Here is a 24,263-nt window from a genome sequence, read left to right as displayed (position 1 = left end):
CTTTGAGGTAGCAGGCGGTTTACTTTTAATAAACAATACACGTACAAACAGACAGCAATAACATTGTGCGCACATCGTCGTAAGGCTTTTCTTATGTTGCCTAAAAGCCGTTATGTTTTTGCTGCAATACCCCTGCAATCATTCTGCATCGTGGGCGGCAGCAGTGCTGAAATGCTGTCGCACCTTTGCTGCACACCCATTGCAGTACTTTTGAAAATATCTTTGCACGCAGCAAAAAAGCAGAAAACAAACAGCTTTTTCCGCACCAATCAGCAGCAATTACGTAAGATATACACCATGCATGGCGGGCTTTATTCCGCTGAAAACGACACAATAATCGCCAATTATTTCCGTTTTGAATGCAAGGCAGCATGGGTATGAAGCACTAAAGCGAAAGTTACAATATTCTGTATGAGCGCTTATCGTCTCCGAAAGGTGTATATTCAGCTGATGAAACACGTAGGTAATACGATATAAAAATAAAAGTTTAGCTATGGAAAGAAGAACTTTATCCATCACGGGTTATGGCATCTATGTTGTTAGTATCGCTTCTTTAAAGCGCTTTCTTTCAATCAAAAATGTCAAAAGCAAGAACATCTTGCAAGTCTTTCAGAATAATCCTGATTTGTATTTCGAGTCGTTAAGCGAAGGAATTTGGATACCTATCCTGCCCATTGACTGTATAGACTACGACATAATGGTGGGTTCTGACGAAATAGCACAAAGCAATTGGGAAAATGTTTTCGCCTACGATGGCTTCAATCTTGACGTTGAAGATGGCGAAATATGGATTGGTTCTATTGGCAGTTTCGCCAATTTTAAGGTCAGCGAGTTTAAGAAAGCTGCATCAGACCGCCTCTCTTATCAGACCTTAGATGGTGAAACACTGAACAAAGGCTTCAGAATTACCCTCGAAAAAGGCAAATATCGTGTGTCTATTTCGGGACATAAGCAGCATACTAACGACGATAAAACTATTTACGGCTACGGGTTCGACTTCCAGAATACGGCTGAATTTACAGAATATAACGACCCTCGTGAAGACGAGAAGTACACTTTTAACCTGCCGCTTTATCCATAACAAACCAGCAGAATAACCCCGACTAAGTCCAATCATAATTATAACAAGAGTTATAAAATAGTAGGTTTAAAACTAAAAATAACTTCAACATGAGTCAAGACGAATTAAAAGAAGAGTACGATAAATATAATACAGAAGACATGTTCAATGCGCTTAAAGAGAGCGTAGAGGCACAAGTTGTGCGCACAGAACCTTATAAAGGTTTTGGATACAATATCTTCCCCTATGAGTTTCAGATGGTTGGAATGAAAAAGGGTAGGCCTGTTAAGAATCTCGACAGCCTTAAGAACAAGACCAACCTCTATTTTTACGGCTTTAACGAAGCCAATCAGATAGTAGAAGTTAAGGAAGGTTGCGAGATAGAAGGGCTGTTTGATTATCAGTTTCTCCTTTATGAAGCAGGTTTTTTCAAGTCGTTACAATACAACGAAAGGAAGAAATTGCAAAACGTTACATACTGTTATCTGAAAGAAGGAGGACTGCTTGACAAAGCATTATCGAAGGGTCGATATGGCGGCAGCGAGCAATATTACTTCTATGACGATACCAATAAGCTGCAAAAAATAGAACGTAAGCAATACGATGAGGAAGGAAAAGCAGCGGCAACCATATACCATACGTTTAACTATCGCCCTGATGGAAGCTTGGAAAACATTGTAAAGTCTACCTCAATGTACGAACAAGTAGTTTATAAAGAGAAGAAATAACTCGGCGATAAAGTCTTTTGACCGCTCTGTTTGCAGCCCCCTCTTCTTTCGATATTTGGGCCAACAGAATGTGTCGAAAGGGTTGATGCGTTGTTGTTGGTAGGCAAAGACTATTTCATTGCCTACCAACAACAACGCATTTTCTTTATTACTATCATCGTATATCAGTCTTTTTCAACTTTCATCTGCTTTCGATGAGGCTGCAACATCGTTTTGCCTACTTTGCTGCAAAGCCCTTGCAACCTTACTGCCGAGTGGTGGGCAACGTTGCTGCACAGCAGCAGAAGCAATGCTGCAAGCTGGTTGCACTATCTTTGCAAAGGTGTTTTCATGGAGTAGGACAATAAAAAAGGAACACGTAGAACATGCTCCTTTTCTTCTTAATCCCAGTTGTGCAACATCTCAAAACTATCGAACTGCGGTGCCGAATAGCCGTATTCGTCGAATACAGCAGCTATTTTGACTTGCTCTTCAGGCGATATGGGAACGTCGCCGCGCAGCGCATAGTAGAAAGAACGCCTGCTACTGAACACCTCTATTACCCTTTCTCGCACGTCAGGGTATAGTCGTTTTGTAACGTTATCGAACAACCGACTCATGCCGCGTGCATATTTCTGCAAGTCAATGGACCGATATTCGCTGCACGTTTGTCCCTTTTCAACTCGTTCTACATAGGCAGGCGATATGCAGAAGTCGGTATTAGGCATTTCGTTTTGCATCTTTTTAAGTTCTGCCACCCTCCTTCTTAAGCAGTTAGCAGCCTTCGAACACTGTGCGTCAGTGGCGTAGCACGAAGCGTAGCCAAATGGAATTTCCTTTTCAGACATAATGAATAATAATTTTAAGGTTAATATATTGATGATAAATACAGCCACCATTACCACCCAAAACCATGTCCTGCATGGCGTCAGACGGCTGATCTTTGTATGCAAAGTTACTGCAAACACACTGCTAAAATGCTGTTTTTACGGATAGAGTATAGGGTAGTAATCTGGTGATAGGCACACAATACAACCATTCCTATGCCTGTTGCGTGTTATATTTGTTATCGTTTGCATAGTTCGGCAAAAAGTATTATCTTTGTAACAGAATCTTTCAAATGTGCGACTTCAAACACTTTTGCAACACAGAAAAATAGATTTGAAACTCCGCCATTGGGGGAAACAGAACAACCAATAGTTTGAAATGAACGACGAAATAAAAGACCTGATTGCAGCATTGCCTCCACATAAGCAACTCTTGTTTGGTGTTTGTTGCGTTAAAAGAATAGAGAACAACCTTTATAAGTTTCTCGAAAGCAGAGACGAAGAACCTGCTTTTATTGCAGCAAGTGCCATAACTGACGAGCTGTTTCGAGGCTGTATAATAGACTATTTCCCCTATATTGGAATGAGATTTAGCAAAGAAGAAGAGGCATTTATCGAATCTCTGATACCCGATACCGATGAAGACGGAAGCAAAGAGGTTGTATTTGCACAGAACGCAGCTATAGCATTGGCATATTGTATGCGCTTTACGAAAGAGCAGAATAGCGATTTTATGAACTATTGCGGACTTAAAATACTCGAAACTGTTGATGTTATGGCATTTGATTCAAAGGGAAATGAATCGTCAGACTTGCTCATTTTACACGAAATAGCAATGCAAAAGAAAATTATAAAGCTGATAGATGCAATGGAAAATAACTTCGACGAAACTGACGTCGTGGCGTTGAAAGAAACCATAATGCAGTATGCTGTAGGCTAATAGCCTGAAAGAAGAATAGAAAATAAACTTATATAAAATCATATTTATGCTGTCGGAGAAAATAAAAAACTACCTGATAGAATCGGAATTTTACGATGGAACGGAAGATGAAACCTATCAAAAAGTAATGTCAGACTTAGGTATTGACCTTCAAACACCCTTTGCTCAGTTTCACATTTATACGAATCAGGTAACGTTTTTGGGCAAACGTGCCGAGCTATACAACGTATGTTGGTTTGCAATAAACTCGATTTACTACGAGCAAATAGAGTCTATGAGGTCTATATTCAAGCTGCCAGAGGAGTACATACCGCTCGATAGCTTTGAAGGAGAGGGCGGATTCTTCTACAATAGGAATACGGGCGAAGTGTTAGAACTTACTCTTGGGAAGGTGTACGAGGACTTTCAGCAAGGCAAATTAAAGCCCCAATGGCCCGATTTCAATACTTTCCTTGAATGGTTCTTCGACCTATCGTAACTTCATTGTGAAAGAATTGTGCAATCTTACAGTCTGTTTTGTATTAAGAAACAGACAGTAAGGAATAACCATTGCGAAATAATCACCTTATTATAGCAAGGGTTCTATCTGCTCGGAGTAGCGATAATACCAAATGGAAAACACAAAATTAGAAAATATTTATACTTTTGTTATATTCCTTTACCTTACTACTTGCCATTCTAAAACCATATTTCTCCCTCTTTTTAGCCCCATAATGTTAAAAGTCAAACACTTATAATGTTTAGTAAAAAAGTGTTTTTTATGCTTTAATTTTAGTTAATAAACATTTTTTTTACTATCCGTTTGCAAACTGTTTTCATATTTTTCAGAATGAAATACCTATCTTTGCAGTTGAAAAAATTACAGAGACAAGACTATACTATACATAGAGTAAAGATACATCAGGATAAAGATTGTAGATTATTCATTGTTTTAGGAGCTTTTCATTAAGTTGTAATTATCACATGAAACCCTCATTGGGCTTTGCTAAAATGGGTAACGTTTATCAACGCGACTTGCTTCTATTCACTTTAGTAAAGTACTTTTAATAGTTTAATAAAAGTAAAATGAATTATGAAAAAAGATTATAATGCGCCACAAATCAGTGTGATGTCAATAGAGGTTGAACAAGGATTCTTAACTCTTAGTGTAACAGGCAACTCTCACGAAGGCTTCGTTGAGGTTACAGATCCAAACCTAAAGATTGAAGATGGAACCAATGATGACTCACCATTCTAAGCATTCGATACAATTGTATCAAGGATAACAAAAACAAATACAGTTTAAAACGATTTCTACAATGAAAAGAATTGCAACATATTTATTGTGTGGTATCACGTTATTTGCAGCAGTATCGTGTGCTAACGACGACGAAATGGTGAACGAAAATACCGAAGACAATTTGGTTTCCATGTCATTTCAAACAGGCGATGCGCCTAATTATGATAATGATACAGCCGATTCTGCAAAGGCAACAGGTACAAGAACTGCGTTGAATCCAGATAAAAGCAGTGTTACTTGGAACGCTAACGATAAGATAAGCATAGGCTATCAGGGTGCAGCAGGCAATGTAACGCAACCTTTTTCTACGCCAACGACGGGCTCAAATGTTAAGTTTTGGGGTCAAGCAGCAGAGAAAAACACTGCATACTTCATGATGTATCCTTATCAAACAACCACAAAGATTGAGTATAAGAATAACAATTGGGCGAATTACACCTATGTTTTCCCAAAGACACAGACTGCTATTGCAAATACATTCGACCCTAATGCCAATCTTTCGGTGGGTGTTATACCAGATAGAACAAAGCCTTTCACAGCTTATAACCTTGGTGGTTTGCTGCGATTCAGCATCGAAGGCGCTGCCAACGTGGCTCAAGTGAAGATTCTTGCAAGGGGTCAGGAGCCGTTAGCAGGTGATGCTACATCGCAAATAAAGTTTAATAACAATGGTAGTATAAGCTCTGCGCCAATACAATTTGTGCCTAATAAGAATACATGCGTGCTTACTTATGCGCCTGCTTCTGGTACTTTGGCAGAGAATACCGACTATTTCGTGGTGCTTCCAGCTGGTAAACTTGCTTCAGGACTTACGCTTGCGTTCATCTTAGAAGATGGAAAAGCAATTCAAGTGAAGGTATCTAACGCTATCGAAATAAAGCGTGCGCAAACCTATTCATTGGGTAAGCTTACACTAAATGCTGCAAAAGCAAAGAGCGAAATACTAAGAAATAAGGGCTTAATAGAGGCTTATGCAGAGAAAGTTCCAGGTATTGAGCTTGAAGCTGATGGTACTTTAGACATCTATCGTGGCGATAATCTTGAAAAGATTCTATCTTATAAGGGTGTACTTGAGGTTAAGGATAAAGATAATCTTACCTCGTTGAATGAATTGCAGTATTATCGTAATGTATCAGGTATATTTCTCAGAGGCAATAAAAACCTCGCTGGAGAACTTAATTTTAGCAAGTATCCACAGCTAACAAATATGATTTTGTTAGAAGGAAGTCCACAGGTTACAAAGGTAGACATAACTGGTTTGGATAAATTAAGGGCTGCATATATAATCAATATAAAAGGTTTTAAAACGATAGCAACTGGTAATAACAAAGGATTAATTGAGCTTTCAATTTATGGAAGTGATGCTATTGAAGAGATAGATGCAAGTAATATGCCTTCATTGTTGAACTTAAATGTATATTCAAACAAAGCTTTGAGGACAATAAACATTACTAACTCTCAAAAATTAAAGGTAATTAATGCACTTTACGACAGTAGTTTGACAAACATAATAAGCTTGGAAGATAAGTCAGAATTAGAACGTTTCTGGGCTGCATACTCTAAAATAGAGAGCTGCGACTTTACTAATATGCCGAAATTGCAGAACATTAACCTTGCAAGCTCAGAGGTAAAGGAGCTTAAAGGGCTATCTGCAGCAGGTGCAAACTTGAAGAATTTGCAATTGTCAAATACGAAGCTTACATCGTTAGACGTATCAAACAACACTGGTTTAACAGAGATAGATGTATATGGTGTAAAGGGTTTGACAACGTTAGATGTAACCAATTGTGTAGAATTAATAAAGCTTCGCACTTCTCTTGCAAGTAATCTTAGAGAACTGAAGTTAGGAAACCATACCAAATTAACGGAGCTTAAAGTTGCTCATTGTAAGCTTACAGAATTGGATATTCGTAAGTTCCAAAACTTGAATATACTCTATGCAGGAAGTCAACAGCCCAATGGCTTCTTGGCAAACATAGTAGTTAAGATGACAGCTGCGCAGAAAACAAGACTCGAAGCCGTTAAACCTTTCGTGGAAAGCGGTAATGATCCACATGCTACGAGTGAAGATACGAACAGCTGGGTAAAGGTTGTTGTAGAATAATTCAAGGAATGTAAACACCCTATATCGTAACGATTGTAGGGCATTGAAAATACAGAAAGACTCCAAACGATGCACTATCGTTTGGAGTCTTTTGTTGTTATACATGACAATGTTACGCCAGAATGAAAGTGTTAAAAATGCTTTGATTTGTTAATACGTAGATGAGCGAAATGCAATGTACACACTATCGTTTTCTAAAAGTGCCTGTTTTGCAACGCAAAACAGGCACTTTTATCGTGTAAAACAGGCTCTTTTGCAATGCAAAACAACCGCTTTTGCAACGTGCTGGTAATAAGATAGTTACGCCATTGTTTTTATCTTATCTTCTAATGTTAATTTTATGCCCCTTCAGTTCCCATTATCATGTCATGTTACGGTGGGTAGAGTGGGGTGCAATCCTGTTATTTTGCTTGTAGAAGAAAACTACTTTTGAACTGCAATTCTAAATGAACATAGCGAACAGCGATGCGCCGATTACGGTTAGAATACCACTCACCACGATAGACAAGCCACTTGTTGCGCCTTCGATAGTACCCATTTCCATCGCTTTAGCTGTACCAATGGCGTGCGAAGCACTACCAATTGCGATACCTTTTGCAATGGGTTCATCTATCTTTAGCAGCGATAAAAACTTTTCGGCAAAGATGTTTCCCAATACGCCAGAGATGATAATGACAACTACTGTAACCGATACGAAGCCGCCTAACTCTTCGGAAACGCCCATACCAATGGCTGTTGTGATAGATTTAGGAAGGAAGGTTGCATACGTAGCATGGTCGAAATTGAAGAGCAAAGCAAGCACTAAGACTGTGAGTAAGCTCGACAAAACGCCTGCGGCAATACCCGAAATAATGGCTTTATAGTTCTTTTTCAGCAATTCAACTTGCTGATACAGAGGCACAGCAAGGCAGATAGTAGCAGGTGTAAGCAGGTAGCTTAACCAGTTGGCTTCGGCATTATACTCTTCGTAACTCACGCCTGTGATGAGCAAACAAGCTATAACCAATATGATAGAAATAAGGAGTGGATTCATGAAACTCCAACCAGTTTTTCGTTTGAGATACATTCCGATGACGTAAGAACCAAGACTTATAAGTACACCGAAGTAGACAGAATTTTGTAACATATCCTATTTAGGTTTGGCAAATCGGCTTTCGCCTACCATTAAAGTTAATTTGTTGTGTTCTTTATCTTCTTGCTTTTGCGTATAGTAAGCTGCGTTATGTAGCCAGCAACACCCATTACGACAAAAGTACTCACTACGGTTACGATGGCAAACTTGAGGAAGTTGGATTGTACATCCTGCCAAGAATCGATGAGACCAACGGCTGCTGGAATGAACATTACGGGCATAATGGCAATCAAGAAAGTACTTGTTTCGCGAATATCGGATACCTTTACCCACTTCTTCATCAGTGCAATGAAGAGCAGAACAATTCCGTAAATGCTGGCAGGAATGGGCAATGGTATAAGAAAATGGAGCAATTCGCCAATAAAGGTAAAGGCAATGATGTATATAAACTGTTTAATGAGTTTCATTTTGGTGCGGTAACTTTAAGTCGATTTCACGTATATATTGCTCAATAAAGTCTACGGAACGATCCGTTCCGAGCCTAATACTATCGAAACAAAGGTCGTAATCGCTTGCATCTCCCCACTTTTTGCCAGTGTAATACTTATGGAAGCGTACACGATTTTCGTCTAATTCGTTTACTATTTCTTCTGCTTCTGCGCGACTAACGTTGTGCTCTTTCGCCATCGCTGTTATACGATCTTCGAGGCTTCCTTTGAGAAATACAGAAACAAGGTCCTTGCGTTCTCTGAAAATATAGTTGCCACAACGACCTATGATGATGCAATCCTGAGTGCCAATGAGTTCGGAAAGAATCTTAAAAGCCTTACAATTAACCATCTCTGGTTCCTCATCGAACTGCGCAATGGCAAAGATTAGCTCGTCAACAGGGCGCTCTTCGAAGAAGTCGTCCATCTCTTCTAATACTCCTTTCTCCTTTGCCATCTCCAGCAAACCCTTTCGTGTGTAGAACGGAATACCATAAATAGCAGATAGTTTTTCGCCGATGTGCAATGCACCACAGCCGCTTTGGCGTGCAATAGTTATAATCATAAATATCTAAAAGTTGTTACCTTGATAGTACAAAACTACAAATCATTTTACAGATATTGGTGCTTTTACACCCTTTTTTAACCTTTGTTATACTGCCATAGGCGTGATAATAGAAAGCGGGAGAATAGAAAAAACATTGAAAAACACTTGAAAATATGGAGGGGATATGGTATATTTGCAACAGAAGGTAAGTAAAAACCGAAGTAGTTGGATATGCTAACAACTTTAAAAAACGCAACGACAACCCTATATTTAATAAGGTGTAGAAGTGCGATTGTTGAGCAATCTTTCCTTAAAAACTAAACACTTGACGACACAGACATAGTTAACATTTTTATAACCCAAACGCCCTAGACTTCCCGAAGGCGTCCCTCAAAAAAGCAAGAGGTTGTAGGGAAGCACATAAAAACTAATGAAACAAAACAGCTTTTTGGTGAGAATGGCAAGTAAGATGCTTGCTTTCGCGGTGGTAGGTATGATATGTGTAGGTTTCGCAGCGTGCTCAAAAGACGATGAAACCCCAACAAACAAGACCGAAGAAACCAAAGAAAACGAGAAAAAAGAGCAGTTTACGAACACTGCAACCTTCGATGGTACAGAGGTAAAGGTAAAGGAAGTGTCGCTGACAAACGTGAAAGACAACATGTATTGGTTAGCTTTTGAACTAGAAGATGGTGCAAATGCTACTGGGTTAATAGTACATTTTATTCCTGAAGCACACAATAATAAAGAGATAAACCTTGGCGTACAGAGTGAAACAGATACCAGTTGGTCAATCTTTGTAATGAAAGATGAGTTGTCTGTGTGCTGCGGTAAGGAAGCAACAAATCCTCAATTCAAGTTTGATAGTGGCAAGATGAAACTCAAAATTGATATGGAAACCAAAGAGTTTGAGATTAAAATCGACAACGCAAAGATAACAACCAGTCAAGAAACCATGTATGGTGACGGTGTAGAACACATATTTAGCCTCAGTTATAAAGGCAAGGCAGTCGGCGAATAAGAAGGAAACAACATAACAACTGAATACAAAAAGAAAAGCGCAACCAGCAAAAAGAGGTTGCGCTTTTATAGTTTTTAAATAGGAAATATAATGTGATTAGGCTTTTATTATGTGTACCATATTTCGCCTCCTACAGACTTATTGCCTGTTGTTCCCTTATCGTTACGAATGAAATCGTTTGCTTCTGCATTGTTTTTGCGTTCGTCTTTGTTCAGATTGTAGTCCTTATACAATTCTGAATGATTTAAACTTTTCATATAAACTCCTTTCTTTTGTAATACAGATGTTAAGTCATTGCAAATGTAAAGTTTTTATCTCATAATTGCAAATATATGCCCTTAAGGTTCTATTGTTTTTAAATATTTTTGTACAAAGGCTACTATAATCCCACCTTTTCTTTACAAATGTTTTGTAAAACTTTAATAATGCCATCATAATGGCGCTGTAAATAGAATTTGTTAGATATAAAAAAATAGCACTTTCCACGAATATTTATTGTGTTTTTCCTTTTCTATTCAAACTTTATTGCTATCTTTGCACCCGCTTAGCTCACAAGCGAGATTAACCATAAAGCTTCTGATTGGCCGCAGAAAGGTCTACGAAGCAACCGACAGGCAAATCTACACAGACTGTAATAAAAGCTGATAAGCAATATAGAAGTATTGCTTATAAGGAGCTTTTTTTGTGCCAACACAGTAAAGAACAAGGCACATTCTAAATACTAAATAGTAACAACGCAGTGTTTTACAATCGGGAACGTTGTAGACCAAAGCTAAAAAAGCTATACATTGGAACCGATTACACTGTACAACATAAACAAAGAATGCTGTGCGGTAAACTAAAAAAACTTCGGGGTTCCAATACTTATGAAGTGCAGCACAGCTTCTTTTTTTTTATATTTTCCCCACAAATAATCGTTCAAAATGTCTCTAATGAACGAGAAAATCTGTACTTTTGCATTGCTTTTTCGTTAAAAAGACTACTTTAAGTAAGCCTTATGGCGATAAGTTTCCATGTGTTTCGAAAGATACATGCATCGCATAGGTGTTCGTAGGACCGGGTTTTGAAAATATATTTATAACACAATAACAAAACGCATTATGACATTTTTAATGATTGTAGAGCTACTTGTGGTACTCATTGCCCTTTGGGTGGGTGCGCGATATGGCTCGTTAGCGCTTGGCGCAATCTCTGGAATCGGCTTAGCCGTCCTTGTTTTTGGTTTTCAATTAAAGCCTGGTGAACCACCTACCGACGTTATTTACATCATCATAGCCGCTGTTACGTGTGCTGGTATCCTGCAAGCTTCAGGCGGAATGGACTGGATGATACAGATAGCAGAGAAGCTTTTGCGAAAGCACCCCGACCGTATTACAATTCTTGCACCCTTCACTACCTTTATTTTAACAGTACTTGTAGGCACCGGACACGTGGTTTACACGCTCATGCCCATTATCTGTGACATTGCATTAAAGAAGGGAATACGTCCTGAACGTCCTTGCGGCATCGCCAGTATCGCCTCTCAAATCGGTATAACATGCTCTCCTATCGCTGCAGCGGTGGTAGCCTTTTCAGCTATTTCGGCCGACAATGGATTCCAAGTGTCTAACATTCAGATTATCATGGTATGTATTCCAGCCTGCGTTATCGGTATTTTGGCAGCGATAGGCTATAGCTGGAATCGTGGATTAGACCTTGATAAGGACCCAGAATTCCAAGCAAAGCTGAACGATCCAGAGCAACGTGCATACATATATGGCTCTACTGCGACTACACTTGATAAGGAAATATCAAAAGAAAGCAAGCGTGCCGTTTACATATTCCTTGGTGCTTTGGTTGTTATCGTGGCTATTTCGCTCACCAGTATGTTTGGAGTGAACGTGTTACCAGAGTACAGTAACGTGAAAGCTACGAACCATGCAACGTCGTTAAGCGTAATTCCTACTACACGAGATACGGTATGTGTACGCTCGTTTGTGATTGAAAACGGAAAGAAGACCATGCTTCTTACTGCAGAAGAAGAGCATGCTGCCTTGGCAAAAGGTATGACTATAGAACACCAATCGGATACTCTTAAGGTGGCAGCGAACCCAAAAGCCGTGAATATCGACGTGAAAAAGCTTGTTAAAAGTGGCGTTGTGATAGATGGTGTAACCGCTAAAGGCTCGAAACCGCTAACGATGAACATCGTTATTCAGATAATAATGCTTGTCGCATGTGCCCTTATGATTATATTCTGCAAGGCAAAACCGAAGAAAGCCATTGCAGGACCAGTTTGGCAAAATGGTATGGTGGCAGTGGTAGCCATATACGGTATAGCGTGGATGAGCAACACTTACTTCGACAATTACCAGGTTGAGATGCAGGCATTGTTGGGCGATATCGTTCACGAATACCCATGGTCGATAGCCGTTGCCTTCTTTGCTGTATCGGTACTCATCAACTCTCAGGGTGCGGTAGTGGTTAGTATGTTGCCTTTGGCTTATGCTTTGGGCATTCCAGGCTGGATACTTCTCGGTGTAATGCCGTCTGTTTATGGCTACTTCTTCATACCAAACTATCCTTCAGACATCGCTACAGTGAACTTCGATAGGTCGGGAACGACCGTCATCGGCAAGTATTTGCTGAACCATTCCTTCATGGCGCCAGGCATGATTCACGTTGTTGTGGCTACCATAGCAGGTCTTGGATTCAGCTATGCTTATCATTTCTGGTTCGGATTGTATTAAGATAGTTCTATAAAACTATATATAAAATTGCGGGATTGTCCTACGATGGACAATCCCGCATTATTTTTTCATTATATGTTTGTAGCTACATTCTCCAACGAATGTGCAGCCCTCGTAAAACGAAAGTCTATTCTATCTTTAGAATCAGTGCTTGCGATGCATCGTTAAAACCGCCTCTTCCCCCGTCAGCATCAATCAAAATGTTACCACATAGGCATTTACCCGACTGCATAGAAGCAACAATCTTTCGGCAGTTTAGGCATAAATAGAATACATCTTTCGCCTTTGGTAAACCGTCTTCACCTTGATAATTCAATATCTTAATACTTCTTTCTTTCATCTTTATTGGTGATATAAACCAATCATATAAGAGAGGAAATCTCTCCCTTTAAGGACATTAATAACGCAAAATAAGTGTAAAGAAATTACAGAAGCGTAGGTCTCATGTAATTGTATGATTATTAGCACGTTGCAATACCCATTGTTTTACAACGCAAAATAGGCTCTTTTGTTCGGTAAAACAGGCACTTTTGCGTTGCAATATAGGCCCTTTTAGAATGCAAAACCATTTATATCGCTTTTCGTTTGTATTTTTCTTTACAAACTAAAATGATTTCCAAGCATCATAAAGTAACAAATAAAAGGAGCAAATATCACAAGCGATGTTTGCTCCTTATGTATATATTAATAACCCATTCACGTTTATACGTGTGCCATATAAAGTGCTATTAGAGAGCGAACTTATAACCGAGAGTAATCTGGAATACAGAGTTCTTATCCTCTTTGTTCTTCAAAACCTTTGAAATACCCCAGTTATAACGCGCGTCGAGTTGAACGTTTGCAAACTCGTATGACAAACCTACTGGTATAGAAAAGTCTACAGACTGAGCTTTCATATCGCTTGTTGTTTCTACAACGCGGCCAGCTGTGGTTACCTTTTGGTTGTATTTAGAAGATATATTGAAGCCTGGTTGAAGACCTAACTTAACTGCTAAGCCCTTAGTAACGTATACATTAGCAAGGATAGGCACGTTAATGTAGTCTAACTTTGCTGTTCTTTCGTAGTCAACGCCACCTATTACCCAGTCTTTCTTATAACCTTGCTGAGAGTAAATAGCACCTGCTGAGAGAGAAACGATATCGCTTAACTGATACTCAACCTCTAAACCAGCTGCCAATCCAAGGCGTGTCTTAGAATCTTTTTCCTCTGTTACGTTTGCAACATTTAAACCTACCTTTGGTTGTAATGTAACTGTTCCAACTGCATGTTGTGCATAAGCACCTACTGATGCAAGCGTTATTGCTGCTAATAAAATAATCTTTTTCATCTTTTCTTAATTCTTTAATGAGTTTATTTATTAAATACCGCGGCAAAATTACACCTTTTATTCCATTTAAATCAAATCTTTTTACTGAAAAAAAGATATAGATATAAAAAATTGATAAAGAATAAGTATTTTTATTTTTAACCTATATCGAAAGCGCCCGCTTGTTCTGTTAAAGAGCAAGCGGGCGTATATAATGTGTTTTTTTAGAAGCGAGTGCCTTTTATTTTATATTCTTTAGTACTGCGAGTAAGTGGTCCCAAACCATTTCAACGGTAGGGATAAGCAAACGTTCGTCAGGTGTATGCACGAAGCGGAGGGTTGGACCAACGCTCATCATATCTACGTTTGGATACTTTTCTGATATGAGTCCGCACTCCAAACCAGCGTGAATACCGAGCACCTGTGGTTCCTTGTTGAAGAGTTTCTTGTATTCTTCAACTGCAACTTCCACAAGTTTAGAATTTGGATTCATCTTCCAGCCTGGGTAAGCGTCGTGCTGATGGATTTCGGCACCAGCCATTTCGAAGCACGCTTTAATGGTATTTGCCATGTTAATGAGCGCACTTGGCACGTTAGAACGCTGAGATGCGATTACAGTAATGGCACTTTCTTCAGTCTTTACAACTGCAATGTTGCTCGAAGTCTCTACCATATAGGCGATAGCTTCGTCCTGACAGTTGGTCAAAGGACCATTATCTACAGCTTGAACAGCCATAACAATGCGACGGCCTACTTCCTTTTCTACTACTGGACGAGCCTCTGTGCTCTCCATTCCCCATACTGCGTTAGGGTCAGATACGTGGTATTCTTCCTCAACACCCTTTGTAAAGACGTTCCAGTCGGCCATTACTTCTTCCTTCTTTGCCGATGGTACTGCGAAGACAACCTTACCATCGCGAGGTATTGCATTGTCTAACTTGCCCGAATTCCATTCTACAAGGCGTACATCCATCTTGCTTTGCTCCATATAAAGGAAGCGTCCAAGAATCTTAATAGCGTTCGCACGCTTCTTATTTATATCGTCGCCAGAGTGTCCTCCAATCAGTCCTTTAATGCTAGCCTCCATGAAGAAGTAGCCTGCAGGAGCGTCTTCGCGCTTGAATTTGAACACGCTATCGGTGGCAATACCACCTGCACAGCTTACGAAAATCTGACCTTCGTCTTCTGAATCGAGGTTAATGAGGTAGTCGCCAGTAAGCCAACCAGGTTCCAAACCGAAGGCACCAGTTAGTCCTGTTTCCTCATCTACAGTGAAAAGACATTCGATTTTGCCGTGCTCAATATCGTCTGAATCGAGTACTGCAAGTTCGTATGCAACACCAATACCATCGTCTGCGCCGAGAGTAGTGCCTTTAGCCTTTAGCCATTCGCCATCAACATAAGTCTGAATAGCGTCATTATGGAAGTCGAAATCTACGTCTACAAGTTTGTCGCACACCATGTCGATGTGGCTTTGCAATATTATTGTAGGTGCGTTTTCCATGCCCTTGGTTGCTGGTTTCGTAATAAGTACGTTGCCAGTCTTGTCTACTTTGGTGTCCAAATTACGGCTTTTGCCGAACTCAACAAGATATTCTATCATCTTTTCCTCGTGTTTTGATGGACGAGGGATTTGGTTGATTCTCGCGAAATGCTCGAATACGCGAGCTGGTTTTAGTTCCATGTTTGTCATTTTTAATAGTATTTGTTTTGTTATATTCTTGATTTGTGTTACCTTTGCCAAAAATATTAGATGCAAAGATAAGTAAAATGGCTGAGACTTTACTGCTGAGTGTGTTAATAATTGCTATTGCAATGGTATTACTTTCAATAAGAGTGCTCTTGAAAAAGGGCGCAAGTTTTCAATCACAGCATATTCATGACAGTGAGTATATGCGCAAAAAGGGTATTCATTGCGTTATTGACCAAGACAAAGAGGCACGTGCTTCCAACAAAGCATACTAAGTATAGAATATTAATAAATAACAAATAGAGAAGATGAAAAAGACATTAAGCGCTATAGCAGTGGCTGCATTGGCATTCGGTATTACGTCATGTAACAACCAACCACAGGCTAACGACACAAAGGAAACAAAGAAACCAGCAGCTGCAACAGCTACTTCAAGCTCACAAGAGAATATTGCATACGTAGAGATTGATTCTATTATGAACCAGTATACATACTGGAAAGAAGTAACAAAAATACTTGAAGCAAAGGAAAAGAACATACAAAAGACACTTGCTGGAAAGCAACAAGCATTGCAGCAAGCAGCCGCAAACTTCCAACGAAACGTTCAAGCTAACAAGTACACACAGGAACAAGCGCAGCAGATTCAGGCTGGTATTCAGAAGCAAGCAGCCGATGCTGAGTCGCTACAACAACGCTTAGGAGCTGAGTATCAAAAGGAAGTTAGCAACTATAACAAGGCGCTTTCAGACAGTGTTCACAACTATTTGAAGAGCTTTAACAAGGATAAGAAGTATGTCATGATACTTGCTAAGAGCGGCGATAATATTCTTTACGCTGACGAAGCATGCAACATTACCTCAGATGTAGTGAAGGGAATGAACAAGGCATACACTGGTATGAAGAAATAAAACATTAATATTTTGATCTCATAAGTAGAAGTATTCTCTCTTGTAAGTGATTATAGGAGAGAGTAATTTAAAGAATTTTTCAATGAAAAATTGTAATAGCTGCCTTTATGGGCAGCTATTTTTTTTATCTGAAAATGGCTCTGTGAAATTGCCTTTGTTTTACTTTGGTATGATTGAATTACGATGAAAACCATCTGCTTCTTAGACTAATAAATGCTTATCATGTTGTTAAGATTTTTCGAAAGGGTTATTGTTGTATAACTATCTTTATATCAACGTGTTGCAATACCCCTTGTTTTGCGTTGTAAAACAGGCTCTCTTGCACGGTAAAACAGGCACTTTTGCGTTGCAATATAGGCGCTTTTACAGCGCAAAACCAATTCTTTGGAAATTTACATGTGCTTTCTTTACAAAATAAAAGCCTTTTTTGGAGATTTCTTAGGTGGGCGAAAAGCAATGTGTTTTCGCCTATAATTCAAATCGTTATTTTTGTTTTTACTTTCTCCCTTATATATAATAATGTGTATAAGGGATAGCTATCGTTATTTAAGAACTTGCCGCTTGTGCGATAAAACCTACATGTTGATGGCGCTTACCATCAAGGCTTTGTCGATGTTGGTAATGCCGTTGTGTTCGAACATATAGCTATCGTTCTCGAATTCCTGCTCAAGTTTATCGCCAGGGTGGTTGATAATCCATTGCAAGAAGTAGGCTTTTGCTTCACCAGGATTGCCGTTTACCCAATGTGCATAAGCCATATTGAGAGCATCGTCGGGCTGTTGGTCGGTTTCAACCAATGTATTATATATGTTCAAAGCCTTATCACCATTGCCATTACAGATAAGAGTCCATGCCAAAAGGCGTTTCACTTGGTTGTCGTTCTCGTTGTTTAGTTCGAGTTCGTAGGCTTTGTTCACAGCCGTTTTCGTATCTCCATCAGCAGCTAAGCATAGGCAATAGTTGATGGCATAGGCCTTAACGTTCGGCATAAGTTCGCATAACTTGCTGTAACAATGCAAGCCTAGCGCATAGCCTTTGCGTCGTAAAGCGAACGAACCTGCTGTTTTCAGAACCCAAACGTTCTCTGGTTCTTTGCCAATGGCCGATAAGAAGTGTTCTAAAGCCACGCCTTGAGCGCCTTCTCGGTCGGCTTTTAAACCGCAAAATGCTTGGTATGTAGCCGATTCGCTATGATAAAGTTCAATGAGTTTGTCTACTTCTGTTTCGCGTTTATGCTTGTATAGGAACATCGAAAGCGATAGTTTAGCGTCGATATAGAAGTCTTTCACAAACAAATCGTGTAGCATGAAGAAAGCTTTATAGTAGCCATCGCCAGCCTTAAACGGATTTTCAATATCCTTATTGAATGCCAACTTTACCTCAAAAAACCGATACAAGTCTTGTATATACATGCGTCGGGTAAAGTCAGGCGATTGGTCTACAGGTTCAGGAATAGGCAAGCCGATGCTTTCTCCCGACTTAAGCATCTCCAAAATGTTGGCTGGTAGCTGGTTGATAATCTGCGACATGGTCAGCGCAAGCGAATATTTGTCTGACTCGCAGAATGGATTTTGCCCTGCCAAATTATCGAGAAGCTGACTATTTCCTAATCTGTCCACCACCTCTTTTAGTCCTGGATGTTTCGCAGTAAAAGGTGTAAACCAGTTTGAAATATGGTCGAAGAAAGGGAAACGCTTCATCTTACTGAAGCCTCCAAAATAGATATCGGACCCTTGTTCCTGCATTTTCATCATCTTTTGGATACTCTCTTCCATCTGCTCCATCTTCTGTTCGTCAGCGTCTGGGTGCAGTATGCTTTCCAAAGGGTCGCTCTCTTTCTCTGAAATACCGAAACGATCGAAATGCAAATCAGAGTTTTTAACGATGTTAGGCATGATATCTCGCTGTATCTTAGCATTGTCGCGGTCAGCATTCATACAGTTAAACATCTGCTTTTGCAAGTTCAATAGTTCGCGTTTGGCGTCCTCTGTAGTTATCATAGCGTTCATATACTTCGCCTGTTCCGCTACAAACAGTGGGTTATCGGTAAGCGATAGCACGCTACCAACCAATGCACGCTGTCGTACTCTTTCCTCTTGCGCACGTCGATATACCTCTACGAGCGTGTAAAACTTCTTTGCATCGTAGATTGTCATGGTAGAAAGAGTGATTGCGCTAACGATAATCATCTGGTCAGATGCATCGATTGTGGGGGTAGAAAGTAGGTCAATGTAGAAGTTGGCATCGTCTATTGACCACTGACTCGATACCAATAGGGCACAGAACAAGCGTTCCATGAAAGTCTGATGACGCTCATAGAGTTCCGATTCCTTATTTCTTTGTTCCGTTTCAGGTGCCAATGAGAGCATGGCAACGTCTGAAACGAAGCTCTCTAATACGGAGTGAATAAAGCTGTGGCTTAGGTTTAGGTGGTCGGCAGTGCGGAAAGCGTCTACAAATGTAGACTTGTTTTTACAGTTCCAGCTTAGTTGTAAATTGGCAGTAACCTTGTAAAGACGTTCCAAAAGCGAATTGTAGAGCTGTTCACGGGCTGGGTCTTTGATTCCTCGCAGCATGAAGTCGCACATTAAACTATAGTCGTTCGTAATGGCCATATACTCGTTATAGTCTACCAACGACGGCTTTCCGTTATATATTAGTTGCAATGCCTTAATGGCTTTGTACAACTGTTTGTTGCGAATAAGCTCGAAAGCAGTGTTTATGTTCGTTTCTGTGTTCAATGCCTTATCCTCTTTTTGTTCTGCTTTATTGTCTTTATTCTATTCCTATGGGAAAAGTTTTCTTCTGTTTCTGCAGTGATACCTTATTCTTACTTAGGTAGAATTGCCGACCGAATGAAATGTTGTTACATGGTAGTGAAAACCTATTAGCCCTTCAGTACATCTATACTTGCAGGCCAGTTTATATGTGGTAGCAGTTCCATTTATGTATGGACGCCAACCTAATTATATATGACTACGGGTAGAAATCATGGGAAATTACAACGAGTAGACTACCTTTGCAACTTGTTCCGTTGTTGCTTTGCGAGCTTTAAGGATATCGCTTTGGCGTGGAAAGGTTACCTGTTTGAAAACCATCTTAGGCAAAGCATTAACCACTTTATCGTCTACTTGCATGTATTTCTTAATCAATGGCGCGAAATATTGGATTGGATGACTGTTCAATATGTCCACCGCCTTATTGTAAGCAGCCTCGAATGCCTTCTGTTTGGCAACGTCTGGGTTGTTCACATAGACGAAAACACCAGGCAAGAAGTCGCTTTCTGTTGAATTATACAATACCTTGCTACCTGTAACTTTAGCCTCTGTGGTCTGTGGCTCGCATGTCCAAATAGCGTCAATCTGGCTATTTTGGAACATCTTCATGCGGATAAAGATATCGTTTATCTGTGCTCCGTAAGACCTATTGGTTAAGGTATGAACTTCAAAAACCTGCTTTGTGAGATACTGAGTAATAGAGTTGAAGGACATTCCGATAATCTTATCGCCTAAGTCTTCAATGCTTTTGATACCTGAAAGCGGTGTTACCATGAGCTGCCATGAAGTGTTTGTCTCGGTCATATAATCGAGAATAGTGTTCTTTGACTGCTTTAAGTACTCTGCTTGGATAAGGTCTGTAACTGCAGCTTGCACACGATTACGTTCCATTGCAGTATCGCAATCTTGCTGAGAAGTATATTCTAACAACCTAATATCGATATCATCGGCATTGTATAATGCGCTGTCTTTCAGTAAGAAAACAGGCAAACAATCCATTGTAGGCATCACACCAACCTTGAAAGCGCGTTGGTATGCCACCTCTTCAACCTTGTTCTTACGCTTCTCAATAAGCGATTCCTCTTGGTCGGATACCTGGCAACCCACTATTGCGAAGGCTGCAAGGATTAGTAAATACTTTATTCTACCCATTGTCATAATGTTGCAAAAGTAAACAATAATTTTGTAATTACGAAAAAAAACCATACTTTTGTGCGTAAATATGGCAAAAGATAAAATAGCATTCGTTTGTGATTACTGCGGACATGAGAGTGCAAAGTGGATTGGAAAGTGTCCGAGCTGCGGACAATGGAATACGTTTAAGCAAGTGCGCATAGCTCCAGAGACGGGGCTTAGTACTGCAAAAACACTTGTAGCGCATACCTTTGGCGCACCGAAAAGCAATGTTCCACAGGCACTTAGCGATGTTTCTTCGGCAGAAGAGATACGTATTGACATGAAAGACAACGAACTTAATCGTGTTCTTGGTGGCGGTCTTGTTGTTGGAAGTATGGTGTTAATAGGTGGAGAACCAGGCATTGGTAAGAGTACGCTAACGCTTCAAACTTTGTTAAACACCGATCGCAAGGTGCTATATGTTAGCGGAGAGGAAAGTCCACAGCAGATAAAGATGCGTGCTTTGCGCATTTCTGAGTCTATTCCAGATAACATTGTCATTCTTTCAGAGACTTCCATAGAAAAGATTTTTAGTTGTATTAAGGAAGTAAACCCCGAATTATTAGTTATAGATTCTATTCAAACAGTCGCCACAGAGACTGTTTCAAGTAGTGCCGGAAGCATTACTCAAATACGAGAGAGTGCTGCCGCCCTGCTACAATTGGCTAAATCGAGCGACATTCCCGTTATTCTTATCGGTCATATCAATAAGGAAGGCTCCATAGCGGGGCCGAAAGTGCTTGAACATATAGTCGATACGGTGCTCCAATTCGAAGGAGACCAGCATTATATGTACCGTATTTTGCGTAGTATCAAGAACCGTTTCGGTTCAACATCGGAACTGGGGATATACGAAATGGGCCAAAACGGACTGCGACCGGTTAGCAATCCGTCGGAGTTGTTGCTCACTGACACACCCGAAGACCTATCGGGGGTGGCTATTTCAAGTGCTATTGAAGGCGTACGGCCCTTCCTTGTGGAGACACAAGCCCTTGTTTCGTCGGCTGCATACGGCACTCCGCAACGCTCCGCAACCGGTTTCGACCAGCGAAGGCTCAATATGCTGCTTGCAGTGTTGGAGAAACGTGTTGGATTTAAGCTTATGCAAAAGGACGTTTTCCTTAATATTGCAGGCGGATTGCGTATTACTGACATGGCAATGGACTTGAGTGTGATTGCAGCAGTGTTGTCGTCGAACGTCGATACCCCCATCGAGGCAGGGTGGTGTATGGCGGGCGAAGTGGGATTAAGCGGCGAAGTGCGTCCCGTTAGCCGTATAGAGCAACGCATTGCAGAGGCAGAGAAGTTGGGTTTCAGTCATATTATCATTCCTAAAAACAATGCACAAGGACTTAAGGGGCGCTATAAGATAACCACACACCCTGTTGCAAAAGTGGAAGAAGCCTTGCGTTTGCTGTTCGGATAGTTGGGTTGGATAAGGCGATAGAAGTGTAAATATATTTCGCAAGTGCAACTGTTGCGTAACAGGCTGTATGCCAATACTTTGCAAAACCTATTGTTTTGCGTTCCAAAAGCGGCTGTTTTGCACGGTAAAAGCGTATGTTTTGCATTGCAAAAGAGCCGCTTTCGCAATGCAAAATCGAAATTAGTGTTTTTCTTTGGAATTATTTTTACAAAATCGAGGCGATTTTTAGGTTTTGTGATAGAGTTCCTAGGGAATCTAGTTTTCCTAGATTTTATAGATGAACCTGCTGCTTTCTTGGTGTTAGGAGCGTGATGAAACACGCCCCTAACTGTGTTGGGGAAAGGTTTTTGTGCTTGAAGCCCTATATATAATAAGGTGTAAGGATAGCAAAAACCTCGTTGTAGAGTTTGCAAGGGCAACGTTATTCCAATTCGGAAAGTTCAAGCCAACGTAGTTCTTTTTCGTCCAACTCGTCTTTCTTCTTCGGCAATTGTTTGCTGATTTCGGTTAGTTGGTCTATCTCGAGCGTACCCGAACAGAGTTGTTCTTCCATTGTTGCAATCTCGTTGGTAAGCTTTTCTATATCCGCAGTGAGCATTTCGTATTCTCGTTTCTCCTTATAGCTCATGCGTTTGCGTGTTTCGTTGTGGTAATCGCGCTGTGTTGTAGTTTTCTTTTCCTTAGTTTTGTTATCCTCTACCAACTCTTTGCTCTTCAAAGCTTGGTAGTCTCGGAACTGCGTATAGTTGCCTGGGAAGTCTTTTACTTGTCCTTCGCCTTGGAAAACGAGCAGATGATCTACCACCTTATCCATGAAATAGCGGTCGTGCGATACCACGATGACACAGCCAGGGAAGTCTTGCAGATATTCTTCAAGTATCTGAAGCGTTTGTATATCAAGGTCGTTGGTAGGCTCATCGAGTATTAAGAAGTTCGGATTGCGCATCAAAACTGTGCACAAATAGAGCTTACGCTTCTCTCCACCCGATAGTTTTGCCACGTAATTGTGCTGCATTTCGGGTGTAAAAAGGAAGTAATTGAGGAACTGCGATGCCGTCATGTGGCGGCCACCACCAAGGTCTATGTAGTCGGCAATATCGGTTATGATGTCGATAACCTTTTGGTCGTCTCTGAACTTTAGTCCATCTTGCGAGAAATAACCGAACCTAACGGTCTCTCCGATATCGAATTTTCCATCGTCAGGCTTTACCAATCCGAGCAGCATCTTAATGAAAGTAGACTTCCCCGTGCCGTTATTACCGACTATTCCCATCTTTTCGAAACGGGCAAAGTTATAGTAGAAGTCTTTCAGAATGACTTTTTCGTCGAACGCCTTCGATACATACTGGCACTCAAATATCTTGCTTCCGATGTAAACGTTGGACGCTTTCAGTCTGATTTGCCTTTCTTCGATGCGTTGAAGAGCTTTTGCTTGGAGTTCGTAGAAGGCTTCTTCCCGATAGCGCGCCTTGTGTCCGCGCGCTTGTGGCTGCCTTCTCATCCACTCTAACTCCGTTCTGTAGAGGTTATTTGCACGCGCTATCTCTGCCTTTGTATTGGCAATGCGTTCCTGTCTCTTCTCTAAATAGAAGGAATAGTTGCCCCGATAGGTGTAAATCGTGCGGTCGTCAAGTTCAAGAATAATGTTACACACGTTGTCAAGGAAGTATCGGTCGTGTGTAACCATGAGGAGAGTCTTGTTCCCTCTCGCCAAAAAACCTTCTAACCACTCTATCATTTCAAGGTCAAGGTGGTTGGTTGGTTCGTCAAGAATGAGCAAATCGGGTTCAAGTATCAGCACATTTGCAAGTGCTACGCGCTTCTGTTGTCCGCCACTAAGCTGCCCCATAGGCTGGTTTAGGTCGGTTATCTTAAGCGTTGTAAGTATTTGTTTGGCCTTTAATACCTTGTCTGGGTCGCCCTTATGATTGAAACAAGCATCGAGTACCGACTCTTCGGGGTTGAATTTCGGACTTTGTTCCAGGCAACTTACACGCAAATCGTTGCGATAAATAATGGATCCCGACTCGTAACCCTCCTTTCCTGTGAGGATGGAAAGTAGGGTAGACTTGCCCGTTCCGTTCTTCGCAATCAGTCCGACATGCTGTCCTTCTGCTATGGAGAAGGATATTTCATCAAACAAAATCTGCGCTCCGAAGCGTTTCGATAGCTTTTGAACGTCTAAATAAGGTATCTGTGCCATTG

Annotated in this window: 24 protein-coding genes; 12 read left to right on the top strand and 12 right to left on the bottom strand. The window is 40.6% G+C overall.

What is annotated here, in order from left to right; genetic code table 11:
- Positions 1-93: 93 nt before the first annotated feature.
- The 3 genes from HXN26_RS01010 to HXN26_RS01000 all read left to right on the top strand — a co-directional run bounded on the left by HXN26_RS01010 (position 94) and on the right by HXN26_RS01000 (position 1,788).
- On the top strand, positions 94-381 hold the full coding sequence (locus HXN26_RS01010) for a hypothetical protein (protein WP_273158224.1): 288 nt from the start codon (positions 94-96) through the stop codon (positions 379-381).
- A gap of 112 nt (positions 382-493) precedes the next feature.
- Positions 494-1,081: a hypothetical protein gene (locus HXN26_RS01005; RefSeq protein ID WP_273158223.1), complete on the top strand. Its 588-nt coding sequence runs from the start codon at positions 494-496 to the stop codon at positions 1,079-1,081.
- A gap of 89 nt (positions 1,082-1,170) precedes the next feature.
- Positions 1,171-1,788 (top strand): hypothetical protein, encoded by a 618-nt coding sequence (locus HXN26_RS01000; RefSeq protein WP_273158222.1) that lies wholly within the window; start codon positions 1,171-1,173, stop codon positions 1,786-1,788.
- Positions 1,789-1,962: 174 nt separating this feature from the next.
- Here HXN26_RS01000 and HXN26_RS00995 read toward each other — a convergent pair whose 3' ends face one another.
- Positions 1,963-2,097, bottom strand: coding sequence for a hypothetical protein (locus HXN26_RS00995; RefSeq protein WP_273158221.1), 135 nt, complete (start codon positions 2,095-2,097; stop codon positions 1,963-1,965).
- A gap of 71 nt (positions 2,098-2,168) precedes the next feature.
- Positions 2,169-2,720, bottom strand: coding sequence for a DUF6078 family protein (locus HXN26_RS00990; RefSeq protein ID WP_273158220.1), 552 nt, complete (start codon positions 2,718-2,720; stop codon positions 2,169-2,171).
- A 253-nt stretch (positions 2,721-2,973) separates the two neighbouring features.
- Between HXN26_RS00990 and HXN26_RS00985 the strand changes: the two genes are divergently transcribed.
- The 4 genes from HXN26_RS00985 (at position 2,974) to HXN26_RS00970 (ending at position 6,917) form a co-directional block, all read left to right on the top strand.
- The gene (locus HXN26_RS00985) at positions 2,974-3,534 is read left to right on the top strand and encodes a DUF416 family protein (protein WP_273158219.1); all 561 of its coding nucleotides are present in this window, start codon (positions 2,974-2,976) and stop codon (positions 3,532-3,534) included.
- Between the two features lie 46 nt (positions 3,535-3,580).
- A complete protein-coding gene (locus HXN26_RS00980) occupies positions 3,581-4,012 on the top strand; it encodes a hypothetical protein (protein ID WP_273158218.1) in 432 nt (143 codons plus the stop codon).
- Positions 4,013-4,606: 594 nt separating this feature from the next.
- Positions 4,607-4,771: a single-stranded DNA-binding protein gene (locus HXN26_RS00975; protein WP_273158217.1), complete on the top strand. Its 165-nt coding sequence runs from the start codon at positions 4,607-4,609 to the stop codon at positions 4,769-4,771.
- A 61-nt stretch (positions 4,772-4,832) separates the two neighbouring features.
- Positions 4,833-6,917, top strand: a complete 2,085-nt coding sequence (locus tag HXN26_RS00970) for a leucine-rich repeat domain-containing protein (RefSeq protein ID WP_273158216.1) — start codon at positions 4,833-4,835, stop codon at positions 6,915-6,917.
- 442 nt (positions 6,918-7,359) lie between these two features.
- On the opposite strand, the gene HXN26_RS00965 is transcribed toward HXN26_RS00970, so the two are convergent.
- From HXN26_RS00965 to HXN26_RS00955, 3 genes are read right to left on the bottom strand one after another with little or no spacing between them, the layout of a single operon-like run.
- Positions 7,360-8,043 carry an LrgB family protein gene (locus HXN26_RS00965; RefSeq protein ID WP_273158215.1) on the bottom strand — a complete coding sequence of 228 codons (684 nt, stop codon included), beginning with the start codon at positions 8,041-8,043 and terminating at the stop codon, positions 7,360-7,362.
- A 44-nt stretch (positions 8,044-8,087) separates the two neighbouring features.
- A complete protein-coding gene (locus HXN26_RS00960) occupies positions 8,088-8,456 on the bottom strand; it encodes a CidA/LrgA family protein (RefSeq protein ID WP_273158214.1) in 369 nt (122 codons plus the stop codon).
- Positions 8,443-9,042 carry a cytidylate kinase-like family protein gene (locus HXN26_RS00955; protein ID WP_273158213.1) on the bottom strand — a complete coding sequence of 200 codons (600 nt, stop codon included), beginning with the start codon at positions 9,040-9,042 and terminating at the stop codon, positions 8,443-8,445. Before HXN26_RS00955 ends, HXN26_RS00960 begins: the two co-directional genes overlap by 14 nt.
- A gap of 412 nt (positions 9,043-9,454) precedes the next feature.
- Between HXN26_RS00955 and HXN26_RS00950 the strand changes: the two genes are divergently transcribed.
- On the top strand, positions 9,455-10,045 hold the full coding sequence (locus HXN26_RS00950) for a hypothetical protein (protein ID WP_273158212.1): 591 nt from the start codon (positions 9,455-9,457) through the stop codon (positions 10,043-10,045).
- 107 nt (positions 10,046-10,152) lie between these two features.
- On the opposite strand, the gene HXN26_RS00945 is transcribed toward HXN26_RS00950, so the two are convergent.
- Positions 10,153-10,302: a hypothetical protein gene (locus HXN26_RS00945; RefSeq protein WP_273158211.1), complete on the bottom strand. Its 150-nt coding sequence runs from the start codon at positions 10,300-10,302 to the stop codon at positions 10,153-10,155.
- Between the two features lie 843 nt (positions 10,303-11,145).
- On the opposite strand from HXN26_RS00945, the gene HXN26_RS00940 reads away from it, so the two are divergent.
- Entirely contained in the window at positions 11,146-12,774 is a 1,629-nt protein-coding gene (locus tag HXN26_RS00940) for an anaerobic C4-dicarboxylate transporter (protein ID WP_025001213.1), read from the top strand.
- Between the two features lie 127 nt (positions 12,775-12,901).
- Here HXN26_RS00940 and HXN26_RS00935 read toward each other — a convergent pair whose 3' ends face one another.
- The 3 genes from HXN26_RS00935 to HXN26_RS00925 form a co-directional block, all read right to left on the bottom strand.
- Positions 12,902-13,114 (bottom strand): hypothetical protein, encoded by a 213-nt coding sequence (locus tag HXN26_RS00935; protein ID WP_273158210.1) that lies wholly within the window; start codon positions 13,112-13,114, stop codon positions 12,902-12,904.
- A gap of 388 nt (positions 13,115-13,502) precedes the next feature.
- The gene (locus tag HXN26_RS00930) at positions 13,503-14,102 is read right to left on the bottom strand and encodes a porin family protein (protein WP_273158209.1); all 600 of its coding nucleotides are present in this window, start codon (positions 14,100-14,102) and stop codon (positions 13,503-13,505) included.
- 220 nt (positions 14,103-14,322) lie between these two features.
- Positions 14,323-15,774: an aminoacyl-histidine dipeptidase gene (locus HXN26_RS00925; protein WP_025000173.1), complete on the bottom strand. Its 1,452-nt coding sequence runs from the start codon at positions 15,772-15,774 to the stop codon at positions 14,323-14,325.
- A gap of 77 nt (positions 15,775-15,851) precedes the next feature.
- On the opposite strand from HXN26_RS00925, the gene HXN26_RS00920 reads away from it, so the two are divergent.
- On the top strand, positions 15,852-16,046 hold the full coding sequence (locus HXN26_RS00920) for a hypothetical protein (protein ID WP_025000172.1): 195 nt from the start codon (positions 15,852-15,854) through the stop codon (positions 16,044-16,046).
- Positions 16,047-16,079: 33 nt separating this feature from the next.
- Positions 16,080-16,679, top strand: a complete 600-nt coding sequence (locus HXN26_RS00915; RefSeq protein ID WP_273158208.1) for an OmpH/Skp family outer membrane protein — start codon at positions 16,080-16,082, stop codon at positions 16,677-16,679.
- Between the two features lie 575 nt (positions 16,680-17,254).
- Here the strand turns inward: HXN26_RS00915 and HXN26_RS00910 are convergent.
- Together HXN26_RS00910 and HXN26_RS00905 are read right to left on the bottom strand one after the other, a co-directional pair.
- Positions 17,255-19,420, bottom strand: coding sequence for a tetratricopeptide repeat protein (locus HXN26_RS00910; protein WP_273158207.1), 2,166 nt, complete (start codon positions 19,418-19,420; stop codon positions 17,255-17,257).
- Positions 19,421-19,678: 258 nt separating this feature from the next.
- Positions 19,679-20,608 carry an ABC transporter substrate-binding protein gene (locus HXN26_RS00905; protein WP_273158206.1) on the bottom strand — a complete coding sequence of 310 codons (930 nt, stop codon included), beginning with the start codon at positions 20,606-20,608 and terminating at the stop codon, positions 19,679-19,681.
- A 70-nt stretch (positions 20,609-20,678) separates the two neighbouring features.
- Between HXN26_RS00905 and radA the strand changes: the two genes are divergently transcribed.
- On the top strand, positions 20,679-22,058 hold the full coding sequence (gene radA / locus HXN26_RS00900; protein ID WP_273158205.1) for a DNA repair protein RadA: 1,380 nt from the start codon (positions 20,679-20,681) through the stop codon (positions 22,056-22,058).
- Positions 22,059-22,479: 421 nt separating this feature from the next.
- Here the strand turns inward: radA and HXN26_RS00890 are convergent, their stop codons facing one another.
- Positions 22,480-24,261, bottom strand: coding sequence for an ABC-F family ATP-binding cassette domain-containing protein (locus HXN26_RS00890; protein WP_273158204.1), 1,782 nt, complete (start codon positions 24,259-24,261; stop codon positions 22,480-22,482).
- Between the last annotated feature and the right edge of the window lie 2 nt (positions 24,262-24,263).

This window comes from Prevotella aurantiaca (assembly GCF_015262605.1).
Lineage (GTDB): Bacteria > Bacteroidota > Bacteroidia > Bacteroidales > Bacteroidaceae > Prevotella > Prevotella aurantiaca.
Note: the sequence above shows the minus strand (reverse complement) of the source record. Positions and strands in the feature narration are given on the sequence as shown.

Bases quoted from the DNA above. Each gene is read 5' to 3' on its own strand.
- HXN26_RS01010 (WP_273158224.1), top strand. From the start codon at position 94: ATGTTGCCTAAAAGCCGTTATGTTTTTGCTGCAATACCCCTGCAATCA.
- HXN26_RS01005 (WP_273158223.1), top strand. From the start codon at position 494: ATGGAAAGAAGAACTTTATCCATCACGGGTTATGGCATCTATGTTGTT.
- HXN26_RS01000 (WP_273158222.1), top strand. From the start codon at position 1,171: ATGAGTCAAGACGAATTAAAAGAAGAGTACGATAAATATAATACAGAA.
- HXN26_RS00985 (WP_273158219.1), top strand. From the start codon at position 2,974: ATGAACGACGAAATAAAAGACCTGATTGCAGCATTGCCTCCACATAAG.
- HXN26_RS00980 (WP_273158218.1), top strand. From the start codon at position 3,581: ATGCTGTCGGAGAAAATAAAAAACTACCTGATAGAATCGGAATTTTAC.
- HXN26_RS00975 (WP_273158217.1), top strand. From the start codon at position 4,607: ATGAAAAAAGATTATAATGCGCCACAAATCAGTGTGATGTCAATAGAG.
- HXN26_RS00970 (WP_273158216.1), top strand. From the start codon at position 4,833: ATGAAAAGAATTGCAACATATTTATTGTGTGGTATCACGTTATTTGCA.
- HXN26_RS00965 (WP_273158215.1), bottom strand. From the start codon at position 8,043: ATGTTACAAAATTCTGTCTACTTCGGTGTACTTATAAGTCTTGGTTCT.
- HXN26_RS00960 (WP_273158214.1), bottom strand. From the start codon at position 8,456: ATGAAACTCATTAAACAGTTTATATACATCATTGCCTTTACCTTTATT.
- HXN26_RS00955 (WP_273158213.1), bottom strand. From the start codon at position 9,042: ATGATTATAACTATTGCACGCCAAAGCGGCTGTGGTGCATTGCACATC.
- HXN26_RS00950 (WP_273158212.1), top strand. From the start codon at position 9,455: ATGAAACAAAACAGCTTTTTGGTGAGAATGGCAAGTAAGATGCTTGCT.
- HXN26_RS00945 (WP_273158211.1), bottom strand. From the start codon at position 10,302: ATGAAAAGTTTAAATCATTCAGAATTGTATAAGGACTACAATCTGAAC.
- HXN26_RS00940 (WP_025001213.1), top strand. From the start codon at position 11,146: ATGACATTTTTAATGATTGTAGAGCTACTTGTGGTACTCATTGCCCTT.
- HXN26_RS00935 (WP_273158210.1), bottom strand. From the start codon at position 13,114: ATGAAAGAAAGAAGTATTAAGATATTGAATTATCAAGGTGAAGACGGT.
- HXN26_RS00930 (WP_273158209.1), bottom strand. From the start codon at position 14,102: ATGAAAAAGATTATTTTATTAGCAGCAATAACGCTTGCATCAGTAGGT.
- HXN26_RS00925 (WP_025000173.1), bottom strand. From the start codon at position 15,774: ATGACAAACATGGAACTAAAACCAGCTCGCGTATTCGAGCATTTCGCG.
- HXN26_RS00920 (WP_025000172.1), top strand. From the start codon at position 15,852: ATGGCTGAGACTTTACTGCTGAGTGTGTTAATAATTGCTATTGCAATG.
- HXN26_RS00915 (WP_273158208.1), top strand. From the start codon at position 16,080: ATGAAAAAGACATTAAGCGCTATAGCAGTGGCTGCATTGGCATTCGGT.
- HXN26_RS00905 (WP_273158206.1), bottom strand. From the start codon at position 20,608: ATGGGTAGAATAAAGTATTTACTAATCCTTGCAGCCTTCGCAATAGTG.
- radA (WP_273158205.1), top strand. From the start codon at position 20,679: ATGGCAAAAGATAAAATAGCATTCGTTTGTGATTACTGCGGACATGAG.
- HXN26_RS00890 (WP_273158204.1), bottom strand. From the start codon at position 24,261: ATGGCACAGATACCTTATTTAGACGTTCAAAAGCTATCGAAACGCTTC.